The sequence below is a fragment of the Sorangium sp. So ce426 genome, assembly GCF_051475585.1.
Classification (GTDB): Bacteria; Myxococcota_A; Polyangia; order Polyangiales; family Polyangiaceae; genus Sorangium; species Sorangium cellulosum_B.
Map to the genome: position 1 here is coordinate 285,291 of NZ_CP150341.1, position 16,303 is coordinate 301,593.

Consider the following 16,303-nt stretch of genomic DNA (forward strand, 5'->3'; position numbering starts at 1 on the left):
AAAAGGCGTCTGCGCTGTCTCTGCCCTCACCCGCGGCGATCCGCGCTCAGAGCGAGAGCGCCTTTCGCAGCCTCGCGAGCCAGGACTCCGGGGGCTCTGGAATCGCCAGGGGCGCGGCGCGGGGCGCCGAGGGCACGAGGAGCCGCAGCGCGCTCTGCACCTCTTCCGTGCGCTCGCGGAGCAGATCGGGGGCGCCGGCGTAGCCGCCGGTGAAGCCCTCCGAGAGGCAGAATCGATAGAGGGTCAGGAGCAACAGGACCCGATCGCGCTCGTCCGAAGGGGGCTGTTGCGCGAGCTGCTCGGCGCGCGGGACGAGGGGCGCGAGCTCCTCGAAGAACAGGTCTCCTCCGTCCTCGCGAGGCGCGTAGTCGCGCCGCTGCACGCGCAGCCACTCCTCGCTCCCGCCGAGCGGGGCGGCGCGGAGCAGCACGCGCTCGTCGTACAGGCACACGAGCGGCAGCAGCACGTTCTCGGGCGCAGCGCGCGTCCTCCGGGACACCCGCCCTCGCAGGTGGTCCAGCTCGTCGGAGATGTCGGTCGAGAGCACAACGAGATCGGGCAGGCCCGGGCCGGCGTCGAACGCGTCCTCGATGATCTTCTCGAGCTTCGCGTGCGCGGCCGTCACGTCGCGCAAGAGGTGGAGCACCCCGTCCTCCCGAGGCGCCGCGGCCGGGCTGGATGGACTGCCCACCTGCGTCATGGTGAGATGTCCTGATCTCCCGCGCGCGGGGAGGTCGTCTCGACGTCCGCGGGCTCGGGGCTCCACGCGTCGAGCAGCGCCGAGACCTGCCGGTGGAACCAGGGCGCGAGCGCCTCCTCTCCTGCCGCGGGCCGCTGCATCTCCACACGATACACCCTCTTTCGCGGGCCGCGCGCGCCGATCGGATCGGGCGCGAACGACGCGGTGAGGCCGGCGATCCGGCCGGGAAACCGGGCGAACGGGCTCGCGCCGGAGGCGCCGAAGAGCGCGAGGAGGGCCCGGAGGTCGCGCGCCTCGAGCGTGGGTTTCTGCTTGAGCGCGAGCACGTCGAGCCCCTTCTCGGGCGAGAGGGCGAGGGGGCTCGGCAGGGGCGGCCGCACATTGCCGAGCACGCGGAGCGCCAGGCCGTCGAGGGCCTTCTTGCGCTGCGGCCGCACGGTCAGCGGGCCTCGCGCGTTCTGCCAGAGCGAGGGCTGTGACCACACGGCGTCCACCTGCGCGATCCACGGCGCGGTCACCGCGTCGGGCGAGGAGACGCGCACCATGACGCTGCCGTCCTCGGGGAAGAGCGCCTCGTACGAGTCCCCTTCCTCGCCCGAGAGCGAGCGCGGCGGGACAGGCGTCAGCACCTTCTGGACGGGCCTGTAGACGCCGCGCACCGCCACCGGCTCGACCCCCGCGAGCGCCGAGTGGAGCAGCCGGACCTGGCGGGCGTCGCTCGTGCCGTCGACGGAGATCGGCTCGGCCAGATCACTCCATGCATTCTGCATCGGCACCACGAAGAGCGCGAACGTGTCGGTCGTGACCGAGAGCTGCTCCGGGAAGCTCGCGCCGAGCGAGATCGTCAGCGTCATCCGCTCGGGGGCCGGCCCTTCGGCCGGCACGGAGACGCGGAAGAGCAGGGCCCGCTCGGGGGCGTGGAAGAAGGAGCGGATCCGGTCGATCGGCGAGCCGCCCTCGCCGATGTCCCACGGCCTCGCGGGCGCGGGCGGCTCGAACGACACGTCGCAGGCGCGGTCGATCCCATCGTCCTTGGTCGCGACCGCGCGCAGGAAGTGGCGGCGCAGCTCCTCGTGCAGCTCGGCCGCGGCGTTGTAGTCGCCGTGCCGCCGGACGAAGAACGGGAGCTCGATCGGGCCCTTTTGCGGCACCCTGGCCGCGAGGTGGATGCGCAGCTCCGCGCCGCGCGCGCTCCTCGCGATCTCGGCCTTCTGGATCCGGATCGGCCGCACGGACAGGGGGCCTCGCGTCGAGAAGACCGACGCCCGCCCGTCATAGGTCTCGACCCGCATCTGCGTGCTCTCGGGCAGCTCGATCGGCGCGTCGAGGAGGCCCCACCCGTCCGCCTGGAGGAGCGCCGCCGCGGGCATCGGCGCGAACAGATCGTCGAGCAGGCCGCCGGCCAGGCGGATGATCGCCGCCCGCATCGCGGCGCTCGCGGACGCGCGCGTGCGCGCCGAGAAGAACGCCATGGCCTCGATGAGCCTCCGCACGTCGGGATCGTCCGTCCCGGCGGCGAGCTCGCCCCTGCGGACGCCGTCCTCGATGGTGTGATCGAGCGCCGCGAGCTCTTCGTGGAACAGGGCGCGAAACTGGGGTCCTTCGTCCATGTCGCCGCTCCCTCAGCCCACGTTCACGAGCTGGCCTTGCACGTTGGTGAGGCTGCCCTTGAGCGTGGCCGTGCCCGTCGACTCCGCGTTGAGCGTCGCATCGGCCTTGATCTGGACCATCGCCCCGGACACGCTCACCTTGGTCTGCCCGGCGGCGTCGACCTCCATCGACGCGACCTTGGCCGCGGAGGACGTCAGATCCACCGTGCTCTGACCGCCTCCCGAGAGGGCGATCTTCGTGTTGCCGGTGACGCTCACGTTGGTGCCGGTCGCCGAGATGTCCTTGTCCGACGAGAGGGTCATGTCCTTCGCGCTCTTCACGGTCATCGTGTCGTCGCTCTGGTAGGTGGACGCCTTTGTCGACTTCATGGTGATCGTCTCGGAGGCCATCACCTCGAACTCCTTGCACGAGACGCTGACCTTCGCGGAGGTCTGCGTGATGGTGCTTGTCGCGTCGGAGCCCTTCACGGTGAGGGTGATCGAGGTCCCGTTCATGGCGACGGTCTGCGTGATCTGGTCGTCCTTGTTCTCGATCGTGACGGTGATCCCCGCCACTTTGTCGAGCTCCACGGTGCAGACCAGCTTGCCCACGACTACGACCCTCCCCCTTCCGTCTCCTCGACCTTGAGGGTCATCTTGCCCTCTTCGAGGCGCAGGAGCACCGTGTCGTTCTCGTTCGTGCGGAGCACGCGGAGGACCGGTTTGTCGCTCTGGTAGTCGTGGAGCATCGAGGTGTTGCTCTTGTCGGACTTTCCGAAGAGCAGGTGTTGCCCCTGGCCGTCCTGCGGCACCCGCGCGCCGGCCCGGTGATCGAGGACGCGGACGATCTCCGCGCGATCGAAGAAGCACGCGAGCCGCACCCGCTCCTGCTTGTAGACGGGCAGGTAGAAGGTGCCTGTCGCCTGCGCCGACATGTACGGCGCCTTGATCTGCTTGTCCTCGAAGGACGGGATCTCGACCTTGTACTCGTCCACGGACGTTGTCTCGTTCGCGGTGATCTCGTAGGTGACGTCGGTGTCCTCGCCGATCGCGCTGACGCACTTTCCTTCGAGGTAACCCGGGAACTTCGGGGGTACGAACGGCGAGAGGGACACGAAGGGGTCGTCCTGGTCCTCGAGCAGGAGGCCGAGCTCGATCTCGAACCCCGTCGCGGTGTCGCCGTAGTCCGCCTCGGGGCCCTGATCGAGCGCGCGCGCCGACATCGAGAGCTCGAGCACGCGCAGGTCGCCCGGGGGCGTGCGGATGGAGCTGGAGAACCCGCCGCTCGTCGACACGGTGACCAGGCTGCCCGGGGAGACAGGCACGGTGGGGAACCGCGCGAACGAGAGGGCCAACCGGGTCGCGGGCGCACGCGCGCGGGACGTCTCGGCGGTCACCTGATCGTCGCCCTCCTGCGCGACGTCCGTGCAGATCACCACGTCCTCGTAAATGCCAGTCGCCGCGTCCTGGTTCGTGATCGCCGAGAGCTTCGGGGACGCCGCCGAGACGTTCACGATGCGCGGGGCGTACCGCGCGGGCTCGGCGATCTCCCAGGTCAGGTCGACGACGTCCTCGCGCGGCAGGACCGCCGCCGTCCCCGAGGCGTCCTTGGTCTTCGAGAGCTTGTAGGTCCCGGCCGCGTGATCGAACGTGAGGACGCCCGCCTTGTCGCTCACGTACCAGGTCACGAGATCGTAGAAGCTCGCGCCCGCGGCCTTGTGGAGGTGGAAGAACACCATCGGCACCGCGGCGGACAGCGTGTCCCAGTCGTAGGAGAGCGTGATCTTGTCGCCCTTGTTGGCGTCGAGGACGTCCTGGAACGACTGGTCCACGTAGAGCAGCGTCGGGTGGTGCTGCCTCCAGAGGGCGCGCGCCGCGTCCACGAAGCGGACCCGATACCTGCGGTAGAGCACCGGGCGCTCCGTGAAGCCCTTGTCGTGGATCTTCTCGGTCACGCTCCGCTCGACGACGAGGCCGCGCGTCGCGATCGCCGGAACGGTAGGGTCCTTCTGCGCGTCCGAGCGCACGGCGGTGACGGAGAGGCTCACCTCGGCGAGATCGGGCTTCTGGAAGTCGGCGAGCACGTCGTCCATGTACTGGCCGCCTCGTGTCTGGTCGTCCTGGAGGACGAACTCGACCGTTCCTTCGGCGCCCCACGGCGTGAGCCGGAGCGAGAAGCCGCGCACGTTGCCGCCCTGGATCGTGTGGGCCGTGCCGCCGCAGGTGAGCGTCAGCGTGGCGGCGAGCCGGTCGTTCACGTGGGCGCCCTTCCTCCGTCCGGCCCCGGGGCCATGGGCTCGACGGTCACGTAGCGCAGGATCGTGTGCATCCGGATCCAGAAGGCCGCGGGGCTCCCCTCGACCTCGCACTGGAGCTGGAAGGCCGCGTACAGGGTGCTGTCTGCGCCGAGGAAGGTGAGCACCGGCTTCTCGGCGCGCGGCTCGTAGTCCTCGATGAGCTTCAGCATCTCGCGGCCCAGGGTCTCGATGAGCGGGTTCGTCGCGAGGTGTTCGTCGTAGTCGCCGAGGCCGAAGACCTCGGCCGCCTCGGCATATCCCTTCTTCGCGTTCAGCACGGTCGCGAGGTTCCGCGCGACCGACTTCAGGGCGGACTCCATGCGCTCACCGGCCAGACGTCCCAGGAGGCCCATCGTCCGCCCTCAGCGCGCCGTGCTCGCCGGGTAGGTCCAGTAGAGGGCGGCGCGGATGCCCTCCAGCTCCTTCGGGCGCAAGAAGCCGATGGAGCGGCTGGCACGCACGTACTTCCACTCTTCTTCGAGCGTGGCGATGCGCTGCGTGTCCGCGCGGTGCGGCTCCATGCGCTGCGTGTCCGCGCGGTGCGGCTCCATGCGCTGCGTGTCCACGCGGTGCCCCTCGAGGCGCTGGCGCTGCTTGCCGTCGGGCTTCGGGAGCGCATAGACGTCGAACCGAGCGCCGAAGTCGGCGGGGGAGGCGCTCGTCCGGGCGGGGCGGATCCCGCGCGTGGAATGCTGATTGATCCAGGGCAGCCGGCTCGGCTCGCCGAGGCGCACGTTGTACCGCTCCAGGGGCATCTCGCCGTACGGCGTCGGGCGCTCGATGACCAGGTAGATCTCCGGCGCGTCGAGCACGTCCTCGGGGATGTCCTGCGCCACGAAGCGGCCCTCCGACTCGACGAGCTGGATGGTCGGCGTCGTGAGCGGCAGCCCGTCGATCCGGGCCTCGATCGCGTAGATCAAGTCGCCGAACAGGCCGCCGAGGTTGTCGTGATCGTACCTCGGAAGGAGGCCGTCGGGCAGCGTGCCCTCGACGAGGTGGAGCTCCACGAGGAGCGACCGCAGCGCCGCGAGCACGGTGTACGGGTGCAGGCGCGCGTGCGAGCGGCTCTCGGCGCCCTGCGGGGCGTCGAGGAGCGCGTCGTCGAGGAGCGCGACGGCCTTCATCACCTCGGCGCGCCCGCGCAGGAAGGCCTGCGTGGGGCCGGCCGACCTTCGGGCCTGCGCCACGTGCTTGCGGAGCTCGTCGGAATACCGGGTGAGCCGGTCTCGCAACCCGACGAGGCGCGCGTGGAGATGGGGAGTCGATCGGAGCCGGAGGAGGGGCGGGACGGCGGCCGGAGCGACGTGGAACGCCTTGCCGTCCCGCGTCTCGAAGCGCCCCACGTGGAGCGATCGGCCGCGCGCGGACGCCTCCTTGAACGACAGCTCGGACCGGAGGGTGATGCGCGGGGTCCCCACGGCGCCCGCCCGCTGGCCCTCGGTGGGCTCCGCGGCGAGCACGTGGAAGTACACGTCGACCTCAGGCGTGCCCGCGGCCTTGAGCTTCACGGGCTCCGGGAGAGAGAGGTTGTCGGAGGAGCGCACGATCGGCCCGCCGGGCATGGCGGCCGTCGCCCTCTCGAGGCGCAGGATACCGCGCGACAGGTCGCCGGGATCCCACTCCAGCTCGAGCCAGCCGTACGCCGGGAGCCCGGGAGCCTCGGCCCGCGCGCGAAGCTCCTCGGACAGGGACTCCTCCAGAGACTCGAAGTCTTCCGGGCGGAGGATCTGTCCGAGGTGCCAGTCGACGCGGGCGAGGCTCTCCATCTCGTCTCCCGTCAGCCGAGGGCCAGGCCCCAGGACTTGACGACGTTCTTTTGATCAGCGGTCGCGATGTGGAGGGTCTGCGCGCTGGGCTGCGGCTTGATCCCGATCTGGAACGCGTAGTTGATCGGAGACTGCACCTCGTTGGAGGCGTCGTCGGCGACCGAGACGTTGAGGTCCTCCCCGCGCTTCTCGAGCAGGCCGTTCATGTCGGTCTGGTTCGCGTGGAACGCGAGGTAGTACTTCTTCGCGACGGGGTCGTAGTCGTACACAGCGAACTGGTACACGACCTCGACGCTCGTCAGGCTGTTGATGATCAGGCTCGCGAGGGTCTGCCGGTTCGGCGCCGAGACCTGGCCGGAGAGGTACACCGCGTCGGTGACGCCCGTCTCCCACAGGGCGCCGCTCAGCACCGCCACGCACTTGAGATCCGTGGTGGGGTTCGTCGGGTCCTTGCAGGTCTGATCGACCGTGAGATCCGTGCCGGCGACCTTGATCTTGGTCAGGTAGCCGACCGGGGTCTGCTTGTCTTTCTTGTAGTTGTATCCCTGGTAGATATCGAGGCTTCTTCTGTATTCAGGCATGGCAGCTCGTCCTTTCCTCGGATCGCTTCAGGATCACTTGCCGCCCAGGCTGGCTTCGAGGCGCAGCTCGACGTCCATGCCCTCGAACTGCACGTGCGGGAGGACCGAGATGACCGACTTGTACCAGCCGAACGGCCCGGGCTTCGGCTCGACGGTCACCGAGGTGGCCTTGAAGGGGTAGTAGCGGAGCGTGAGATCGTCCGGGTTGGTCACGGTGGTGACGTAGCCGGAGAGCCACTCGGCGAGCGACTTCTGGATGTAGTCGCCGTCCGCGGTCGATCCGATGTAGTCGCGCACCATCGCCTTGACGTAGTGCGCGATGATCGTGATCGAGTAGGTGTACGCGAGGTTCGTGACGAGGAAGGAGTTCTTCGTCGCGACGTCCTCGAGGAAGTTCCTGCCCTTCTTCACGGACTGGGCGCTGAAGAACGTGCCGACCGCCTCGCCCTTCTTGTGCACGAGCGCGATGAGCCCGTTCCTCGCGAACTGGTACTCTCGGTAGTCGGGGATCACGATCTCGACGGGCGGGAGGAACTCCTCCTTGCCGTCGACCCCGATGGCCTTCTTGCCGTAGACGATCTCGTCGTCCTTGCGCGTGTACGAGAAGACGGTGAGCCCGTCCACCCTGCCGCCGCCCTTCGGGCCGCGGATGTGCTGCGCCCACTCGCTCGTCGCGTACGAGCGGATGAGGTTCTTGCCGAACAGCACCACGGGGTTGCCCCAGAGGAAGTTGTTCTCGTCGCCCGGCCGCTCGGGGTGCACCGTCTCTTCATAGGCGATCTCGTTGCCGAGCTCGGGCTCTCCCGTCGAGCCCCACGGCGTCCGGACGAGGTACCGCGGCAGGATCAGGCCGATGTAGGCGGCGTAGTCCTCGTCGCGGAAGGCGTCCCATTTGCCGTACTTCGGGTTGGACAGGACGGCGTCGAGATCGGCCAGATCGGCCACGTCCTGCATCGAGTCCTTGCCCATGAACTTGCTGTTCGCCGAGGCGAGGAACGGGCAGTGCGCGGACGCCGCGATCTTCGACATGGTCCGCAGCCACTTGATGTCGGCGCCGTCGCCCCGCACGTCCTCGAACTCGTAGAGGCCGAGCATGGTCGCGAACGGCTCCCCGCCGTACCGGTCGTACTCCTCGATGTAGACCTTGCGGAAGAGCGCGCTGGAGAAGATGTCGGAGTCGTGATCCAGGAAGTCGTTGCGCAGCTCCTCGCGCGTGACGTCGAGGAAGTCGATCACGATGTTCTCCTGCTGCACGTACTGGCAGAGATCCTCGAGCCCCTTCCAGTTCCGCTCCAGCTCCTGGACCCCGGGGGCGTGGTAGATCTTGTCCAGGTATTCGCTGAGCTGTCGATCCACCTGGGCGCTGAGCTTTGAGCAGACGTCGAGGAGCTCGCTCAGGTTGGCGCCCTTGCCGGAATACAGCTTGAGCTTCGCGCCGGGCGCCAGAGGGCCGGTCGGCTTGGTCGTCACGATGTCCACGTTGAGGAGGAGCGCGGCGAGCTCGTTCATGAGCCTCGCGCCGTCGCTCACGGTGACGTCGTGATCGCGGAACTCGACCTTCGAATAGCGCACGGGCGCGCCGTTCTGGGGGGCCGGGCCCTGCAGCTTGACGAGCGCCAGCGCCCCGTTCTTGTCGACCGTCTCTCCCACGGAGGAGCCGACCGCGCTGAGCACCGCCCTCTGGAGCTCCGGCGGGGCGCCCGGCGAGCCGTTGCCCGGTGCGCCGGGGGGCGCCGCGGACTTCACGATGGCGAGCTGCTGGTAGCCGGGCTGCAGAGCGGCCTGCAGGGCGAGGAGGCCTGACGTGTCGTTCTCCAGGGCGGCGCGCATCGTGTCGCGGAGCGCGGGCACGTTGCGCAGCTCGCTCTTGAGCGATCCGACCAGCTCGCTGATGATCCCGAGGCGGTTCAGCTCCGGGATGTTCGACGCGATGGTGTCCGGATTGAACGCAGCGATGGAGTCGAACGGCAGGACGCGCTCGGCGTTCAAGGGGATCTTGCCGTTCGGCACGACCGGCGGGATCGGCGAGAGCGGGGCGGCGTTCAACGCGTCCGATGACGTCTTCACGCCCTCGGCGCTGGTCTGCGCCCTGGTGGCGACGTCCTTCCGGACGTTGGTCCTGGCGTCGGTGGCGTCCGCGGCGGTGGCGCTCTGCCCCTTGGCGATCAGGGCGGCGAGCGCGTCGTGGGCCGCCTTCGCGGCGCTGGCGGCGTCCTTGGCGGCCCCGCCTGCCGATTTCGCGAAATCGATCAGATCGCGGGCCTTCTGCAGCGCGGCCTCCGCGTCGGCAGCGGCCTTGTCCAGATCTGCGCCGCTCTTGCCGTCGAGCGCGGCGACCTTGGTCGCCGAGGCATCGGTGGCGGTCTTCGCGGTGTCCGCGGCGCCCTTGGCCGCGGTCGCAGCCTTGACCGAGGCGTCGGCGGCGTCCTTCGCGTCTTGCAGCGTCGTAGCGCCGAGGGCGGTCTTGACGGCGTCCGGCAGCGCATCGACGCTCAGGGCGTCGGTGGCGGTCTTCTGCGCGCCCGCGTCCGTGACCTGCTGAGTCGCTCGATCGACGGCCGCCGCCGCGTCCACGGCGAAGCCCTTCTGCTCGTCCGGGACCAGGCCTGCCCACTGATCCATCGTGATCGGCGTGGCCACGACCTTGGTGTCGTCCTGCTCGGATTTCTGGACGTAAAGCCTCGTTCTGAAGGCCCGCTCGCCCTTGCCGACCGTCTCGACCACGCCCGCGACGACGCCGACGGGCTCGTCCCGCGCCGGGATCGTGAACAGGCCGCGCACCTTGCCGCCGCCGCCGAGGCCCGCGTCGATCATCGTGGGCAGGCTGTCAGCGACGAGCTCGACCTGGGCGCCGAAGGAGAGCTTGCCGGCCACCTTGCAGAGGCCGTTCTGGTCCTCGGTGCTCGTGAAGCTCGCCGAGCCGGAGAGCTTCACTTGCACGCTCTCGGGCGTTCCTTCGGGCGCCTTGCTGGCCGGGAGAGCGCCAGTGAGCTGAAGGCCCGTGATGGTCCCGGGCAGGTCGGTGGCGAGCCACGGCTCGAGCTTCACATAGGGGAGCAGCTCCCCCATGAACTTGTCCACCCTGGCGCCCAGCACGCCGAAGACGTACGAGCGAATGGGCCTGTCATAGAGGGAGGGGAGGTTGGAGACCCGGTTTGCGTACTCACCTTCGGCGTGAGCGTGGTCCCCGGTGAAGTTGCCGAGCACGAGCAGCCGGAAGGGCAGCTTCTTCTGCGCCTCCGTCCCGCTGATGCGCGTCCGGTAGCGGAGCATCAGCCGGGAACGGAACCGTTCTGGGAAAGGATAGGGAAATTGATTGCTCACGATCTTCTCCTGGGCGCGGGCTCTCACACCGCGGAGCAGGCGTCACGAGCCTGACCGCCTTCCAGCGCGATACGGAAAGCATTTCACGGTCCAGCGCCCAGGGCCAAAGAAGCGCGGTGCAGCCCCGGTGCGCCCCGCTTCAATCGCCGCGCGAGCGCGGCGCGCGACCCTCGAAGAGCAGGCGCACTTCGGGCCGCGAGGCCACGACGAGGGGCTCCACTCCCACCCTGCCGTCGCCGAGCCGGAGCGCCGCGCGCCCGTCCGGATCGACGAGCCAGACGCGGAGGAGCGCCTCGGTGGGATCGAGCCCGCGCCATACCGTGTTTTCCAGCCGGCGCATCACCTCGACGGGCCAATCATTGTCGATCCACGTGTCGTTCCACGTCTTGTGGAGCACGACGTCGAACCCCCACGTCGGGGAGCGCACGGTGCCGCCGAGCATCGCCGAGCCGAGCGCCGCTCGCCCGAGCTCGGCCGCCATGGCGGCGAGCTTTTCGGAGAACATCCCTCTTCGGACGGAGACCTGGAATTCGGGGAACACCCGCGAAAAGAGCCAATAGAGCCCCGAGGGCGTCGCGAGCCGCGAGATCTGCCGCAGCCTGTCGCCGAGGTACCGCCCCGCCGGGGCGAGCCAGCCGCTCGATCCGGGGTCGAGGGCTTCGAGCCTGTCGCGGAGGAGGGCCGCGTCGATGGTCTCGATCAGCGTGAAGAGGGGCGGCCCGAGCAGCGGATCGGCCTCGAGCTCCCGGAAATACGACGGGAGCGCCGACGTGGCCGACCGGAGACCCAGGTTCAGCGTGATGGTCACTCCGGCGGGGCCGAATCCGATGGAGTCCACGGCCGAGGGCTGCGGCGCGGCGGACGAGCGGCCCCGGAGGTGGATGGGGCGGCCCGGAAAGAGGCGCTGAACGAGCCGGTAGAGCGCCCACGGCTCGAATCGCCGCGCGTGCTTCGCGAGCGCCGACTCCAGCTCTCCCGCGGGGGGCGCGTCCGGCGGGTCGGAGGAGGCGGGCAATCCGGGCGCGGCCACCGCCGGTCACCCGTCCACGAAGGCGTCCAGATCCACCTGGTAGAGCTGCTCCAGCGCCTCCCACCGCGGACTGCCCATCTCTTCCCAGCAGGGCGCGATCTCGTCGATGTGCGAGGAGAGCGCCTGGAAATAGGGCACGAAGACGTCGGGGAAGAACACCTTGGGATCGAAGCTCTTGAGGGTGCGACGGAGGTCGTCCGCGATGACCGCCGCCTTCGGATATTGCCCGCTCTCGACCAGCGTGCTGAAGGCGTCGAGCTTCCGGAGGAGGTGCGCGAACGCCGGCGAGACGCGCAGCGTGCCCGAGGGAGCAGAGGTGTCCGGCGCGCGGGCGGGAGCGACGCGGGCGGGCACTGTCTCGGAGACGGGAGCAGGGTCGTCCTCGGGAGCCTCCGGAGCCTCGGGCGCGACGTCGGCCGGCGGCTCGGGCGGGGGCTCGGGCCGGGGGGCCGGCCTGGCGGCCGCGGCGATCTTGTCGAAGTGTGTCCTCACGCGCGCCTCCAGCTCGGAGAGCGCGTCCGTCGAGCGCGGCGCCGGGAGCACCTGGGTGATGGCGTCTCGCAGCGCGGCCGAGGCGAGGAGCGCGGGTCCGCCGACGGCGTCGTGATCGGCGCGGCTCCACTGCTTGAACGTCGCGTCCTTCATCTTCTCATGGACGTCGATGTGCTGGACGATCGTCCGGAAGAGCGTCGAATACGCCCCATCGACCGTCCGCTCCTTGCGCTCCGCGGGGCGCAGCGCGCTCCACCTCTCGACGACTGCCTTCCGGAGGGAGGTGAAGATCGGGGCGAGCGCCGGGGGCCCCTGCTCCGCGAACAGGCCGAGCGCATACGCGGTGATGACGCGCACGTCGGTCACCCCTTTTTCGAGGGCGCTCCTGGCCAGATCCGCGCCGCCGATCGGGTCGTTCGCCATGGCGCTCTCGAGCGCGGGGAGACGGCCGTCCTCGGCGTCCTTTCCGCCGCCTGAGAGCGCCTTTTCGAGGAGGGCGGGATCGAGCATGCCTCAGACGTCCATCACCTTGAATTGCCCTGGATTGAGCACCTGGATCACCCCGCCCCAGGAGCACATGAGCTTGCAGGAGACGTCGGTGGCCGGAGGCCCTTTGATCATCACCTTGGTGTTGCCCGGCAGCCACGTCCCGGCCGGGACCGGCACGCACGGCATGGGCGTGAGCACGCCCAGCGCGGCCGCGGTGGCCGAGGCGACGGTGGGATTGGCGAGCGACGTGCAGGCGCCGAACGGGGGGATGGTCGCGATCGCCGCCATGTCGGCGATGTTCGCGGAGGGCGCGCTCGAGAGCACGCCCTTCACGGGGAGCACGGCGAGCGTCGAGGGGGCGAGCCCGAAGCTGCACATCATGGTCGCGCCGGCGACGACCTGGGGACCGGACATGGAAAGCGCTCCTCTCGCAGGAGCGCGAGCATGCCCGAGGTGACGGGGAGGAGTGAAGTTTTCTGGATCAGAGGAACTGGCGTACTCTCTCTGGATGCTGGAGGCGCCGGGGGATCTGCAGCTCCGCTTCCAGCGCTGTCTGGAGATCCGTCTTCGTGCGGGCGATGGCGCCGCCCATGTGCGTCGTCGCGAGCCGAATACGGACTTCCTGGGTGCTGGAGACGTGGACCCCGGCAAGCGCGGCGGCCGCGGTCGTGACGCCGATCTTGGGGCGAGGATCGTACATGACCGCCTTGTCACGAGGCGGAAAGAACGCGGCGGGCACCGCGTTGAAGACGCCGCCGTACCACTCCGTCCAGCTCATGAAATTGCCGTTGATCGCGGTGGCCTCGTCGATCAGCGTGCCTCGCAGGTACTCCGTGATGCCGTTCACGTGCTGGCGGACCATGGTCGAGGTGGTGAGGATCACGCGCGCCAGCGGGTTGACCCGATCGAACTGCTGCATGAGCCAGTTGCTCGCGTGGTTGAGCGCGGCGGCCACGCCGTCCACGCCGTCCATGATGCCGAGGGCGATGAAGAGGGCGTACGTCCTCGCGTTCCGGACGCCCCCGCCGTTCGCGGTGGCCGCCCCGGAGTTCGCGTGGCCTCCGCCGCCGGGGAGCGAGACCGACTGGGCCTCCCATCCGGTGTTGGGGTCGCGGTAGGGGGCGAACATGCCGCCCGCCTGGGTGGCCGCTGGCGGTCTCGCCCCGAGCGCCGCTTCGAGCTTGGTGTGCGAGATGAGGGTATTCGCCGGTGCGGCGTTCGGAGCGAGCGAGAAGCCCATCTCCGCGTCGATCAGGAAGGGCCCGTTCACGGTGGCCATCACGTTCTCCTGGTGGAGATCGGTGATCCCGAAGGCGTTCGCGACGGCGATGAGCTTGCCCATCCCGTGGAAGTACCTGCTCGCCTGCTGCTCCGTCATCGCCTGCGCGCGGGGCTTGAACTCCATGTATCCGTAGCCGGCGTTGTGCTTCGGCGCGGCGATGTGGAGCAGCGGCAAGCCCATGTTCAACGTGTCGAACAGGCTCCTGAAGTTGGCCACGCGGGGGTGGCCCTGCGCGCACGCCGCGAAGGACTGCGGCGACCCCATCAGCATGAGCTGGAACGTGAGATCGGTGGGCTTGTAGACGACGCGCACGCCGTTGCCGTACCTCACGATCACCACGCGGCGCGCGCAGACGTGCGGGTCGCTCCCCTGAATGTCGATCGCGGCCACGCCCCCTCCCACGCCGAACAGGGTCGCGAGGAGGGCTCTGTCGCGGTGCAGGCGAGTGACGATCTCGACCCCGAAGTCGATATAGGACTGCCTGACGAGCTTGATGAGCGCGTCGACCCGGTCGGCGACGGTGGGCGGGAGCGTGTACACCAGGTTGGAGAAGAGGCTCCGGCTGATGCTGGTCGTGGTCGTGAGGAGACCGCGCGTGCGCGCCGTCCGGAGGGAGCTGACGATGCTCCACTCGCCGCGCGCGTACAGCAGCGCCGCGGTCTGGCACGGGCCGAAGAGGTCGCGCACCGCGTGGTCGAGGAGGCCCGAGGCGATGAGGGGCGCCATCATCGCTCGCGACCCGTCCACGCCGAGGTGCCAGTCGAGATCCGAGACAATGGATCGGAGCGCGCCCTCGATGTACGGGCGGGCGTCGTCGGCGTTGTTCAAGGGGGCGAGGGACACTCCCTGTGCGCCGATGCGCTGGAGCCCTTGGTCCAGCGCCTGCCTGATCTCGTTGTCGTACACGGGCTGCCGAGCGCGAACGTACCCGTCACGCCGGCGAGCACCAAATTCCCCGCGCGCCGGAGGTGATTCCCACCCGAGCGGGGCGCGCCCCGAGGCTCATCCGCCGTTCTCCCCACGAGGGGGCGGTGAGGTCAGCCGCCGCCGCAGCTCCACGAGCGCGGCGACTCCCGGGTTCGCGGCGCGCGCGTGCAGGCGGCCGGCGCGGTAGTTGGAGGCGCACCACTCCGGGTCGACCTTCTTGCCTTTTCCGCGTCCGTACAGCGGGAAGAGCTCCACCGCGTCCGGGGTGTAGTCTGGCCCGAAGCGCTCGCGGACGAGCTTGTCGATCGCGTCGGTGAAGCTCGGTTCGATCTTCCGTCCGCCGATGAACACGCACAACACGAACCGCGTGTCGCCGCGCGCGGCCCCGCCCGGCAAGGGCACGACGGCCGCGCCCTCGCAGAAAGGCAGCTCGCTCACCGCGAGCGACAAGGCCTCTCCCGGAAACACCCGCGCTGACCTCCGAGGGGTGAGCGTGCTGCCCCACAGGTACTCCGACGCCACGCGGGCGAGCAGGAAATAACCGTCTTTGTCCGGCTTGTCGCCGCGCCGCACGAACAGGCCGGCGTCGCCGGTCGTGGGCTTCTTCGTGGCGGGATCGAAGAGGTCCCACGGCACCCCGGGAGAGGGCAGCGCCTTGGCGTTGATCCCCAGAGGGCGCCGCGCCGAGAACAGCACCGTGCCCCCCGCGGCCGTGTCGATCAGCAGGTTGGAGAGGGGCAGCTTGCCGAGGTTGTTTCCGGCGAGCGCGGCGCGCGTCTCCATCCAGTCGAGCGGCTCCCCAACGTCCCGGAACAGCGCCTTGAGCGAGCCCGGCCAGGCGCGGGGCGAGGCGCGGAGCGCCGCGGTGGCGGACGCAGAGAGGCCGAGCGCGTTGACGCCCTCCGCGTCGAGGACGGCGGGGGTCGACTGGAAGGCGGCGAGCGGGACGGACACGTACGCCGCGCCCGCGAGCCACGCCGACAGCACCATGGGCAAGAAGGCCTGTTCGTGGTGAAACCCCGGCGCCGACAGCCGCTCTCCGGGCGCGAGGCGATAAACCAGCATCGCGTCCGAGAGGGCGCTGGAAACCACCGTCTCTGCGGGGACGAGGGTGGCTGTCCCGAACGGCGCGCGGAGGGGGGAGAGCGCGCCGAGGCACGGCTCCTTCGGGGCGTAGGCGTGCGGGCCCACGGCCGGGGCGCGCGGAGGGGCCGCGACCGGGAGCGCCTTCTTCGCGAGCTTCTCGCCCACCTTCGCGGGCGCCTTCGGATCGAGCACGACGTGGGCCGGCGCGAGGGCCTCCATGGCGGCTGCGAGCGCGAGATCGCCCTTCGGCGTTATCCAGGAGACGCACGCGCCGGCGTACAGCGCGGCGGCGAGCGCCACGACGCCGGTCACGCCGGGCGGGAGGACGATCGCGATCGCGGCGCCGGGCTTGACGCCGAGGGGCGTCCACGCCGCGGCGAGCGCGAAGGCCCGCGCGTGGAGCTCGGAGAAGCGGAGCCGCGCCGGAGCCCCTCGACTCGGCACCTCGACGAAGGCGATCCTGTCCGAGGCGGCGTGTCGCAGCACGGCGTCGGCGTAGACGTCATAGGCTGTTCCAGCGCGGCTCTTGAGCGTGCCAGTCCGCGCTGCGGCGAAGGCGAAGAGGGCGCGCCGGAACGCCGCGGGGTCCTCCCACGTGGCCGAGAGCGGCCCGGGATCCGGGCTCTCGTCCTCGCGGCGCAGCTCGACCGAGCGGAGCAGGGCGGCGAGATCGATCGGCATCCTGCGCTCGTAATCGAGGAGGCGCTGTCAGGTCAACTCCGCGGAGCTTCTCCCGTGAA

At 69.8% G+C, this 16,303-nt stretch carries 13 protein-coding genes; all 13 read right to left on the minus strand.

Annotated features, from left to right (window positions below):
* Window positions 1-46 precede the first annotated feature (46 nt).
* Window positions 47-700 carry a hypothetical protein gene (locus WMF44_RS01105; RefSeq protein WP_437297268.1) on the minus strand — a complete coding sequence of 218 codons (654 nt, stop codon included), beginning with the start codon at window positions 698-700 and terminating at the stop codon, window positions 47-49.
* Window positions 697-2,310, minus strand: a complete 1,614-nt coding sequence (locus WMF44_RS01110; protein ID WP_437297269.1) for a type VI secretion system baseplate subunit TssF — start codon at window positions 2,308-2,310, stop codon at window positions 697-699. The genes WMF44_RS01105 and WMF44_RS01110 overlap by 4 nt, the downstream gene beginning before the upstream one ends.
* 12 nt (window positions 2,311-2,322) lie before the next feature.
* Entirely contained in the window at window positions 2,323-2,901 is a 579-nt protein-coding gene (locus WMF44_RS01115) for a hypothetical protein (RefSeq protein WP_437297270.1), read from the minus strand.
* A gap of 2 nt (window positions 2,902-2,903) precedes the next feature.
* Window positions 2,904-4,547 (minus strand): hypothetical protein, encoded by a 1,644-nt coding sequence (locus WMF44_RS01120; protein WP_437297271.1) that lies wholly within the window; start codon window positions 4,545-4,547, stop codon window positions 2,904-2,906.
* Entirely contained in the window at window positions 4,544-4,906 is a 363-nt protein-coding gene (locus tag WMF44_RS01125; protein ID WP_437297272.1) for a GPW/gp25 family protein, read from the minus strand. The genes WMF44_RS01120 and WMF44_RS01125 overlap by 4 nt, the downstream gene beginning before the upstream one ends.
* A gap of 42 nt (window positions 4,907-4,948) precedes the next feature.
* A complete protein-coding gene (gene tssK / locus WMF44_RS01130; RefSeq protein ID WP_437297273.1) occupies window positions 4,949-6,352 on the minus strand; it encodes a type VI secretion system baseplate subunit TssK in 1,404 nt (467 codons plus the stop codon).
* Window positions 6,353-6,363: 11 nt separating this feature from the next.
* A complete protein-coding gene (locus WMF44_RS01135; protein WP_437297274.1) occupies window positions 6,364-6,933 on the minus strand; it encodes a hypothetical protein in 570 nt (189 codons plus the stop codon).
* A gap of 33 nt (window positions 6,934-6,966) precedes the next feature.
* Complete coding sequence (gene tssC, locus WMF44_RS01140; protein WP_437297275.1) at window positions 6,967-10,257, minus strand: type VI secretion system contractile sheath large subunit; 3,291 nt, start codon at window positions 10,255-10,257, stop codon at window positions 6,967-6,969.
* A gap of 139 nt (window positions 10,258-10,396) precedes the next feature.
* Entirely contained in the window at window positions 10,397-11,287 is an 891-nt protein-coding gene (locus WMF44_RS01145) for a hypothetical protein (protein ID WP_437297276.1), read from the minus strand.
* 6 nt (window positions 11,288-11,293) lie between these two features.
* Window positions 11,294-12,289, minus strand: coding sequence for a type VI secretion system protein IglI family protein (locus tag WMF44_RS01150; protein WP_437297277.1), 996 nt, complete (start codon window positions 12,287-12,289; stop codon window positions 11,294-11,296).
* 3 nt (window positions 12,290-12,292) lie between these two features.
* Window positions 12,293-12,682, minus strand: coding sequence for a DUF4280 domain-containing protein (locus WMF44_RS01155; protein ID WP_437297278.1), 390 nt, complete (start codon window positions 12,680-12,682; stop codon window positions 12,293-12,295).
* Between the two features lie 67 nt (window positions 12,683-12,749).
* Window positions 12,750-14,456 (minus strand): DUF4135 domain-containing protein, encoded by a 1,707-nt coding sequence (locus tag WMF44_RS01160; RefSeq protein ID WP_437297279.1) that lies wholly within the window; start codon window positions 14,454-14,456, stop codon window positions 12,750-12,752.
* A 96-nt stretch (window positions 14,457-14,552) separates the two neighbouring features.
* Window positions 14,553-16,244 carry an AMP-binding protein gene (locus WMF44_RS01165; RefSeq protein ID WP_437297280.1) on the minus strand — a complete coding sequence of 564 codons (1,692 nt, stop codon included), beginning with the start codon at window positions 16,242-16,244 and terminating at the stop codon, window positions 14,553-14,555.
* Window positions 16,245-16,303: the final 59 nt, after the last annotated feature.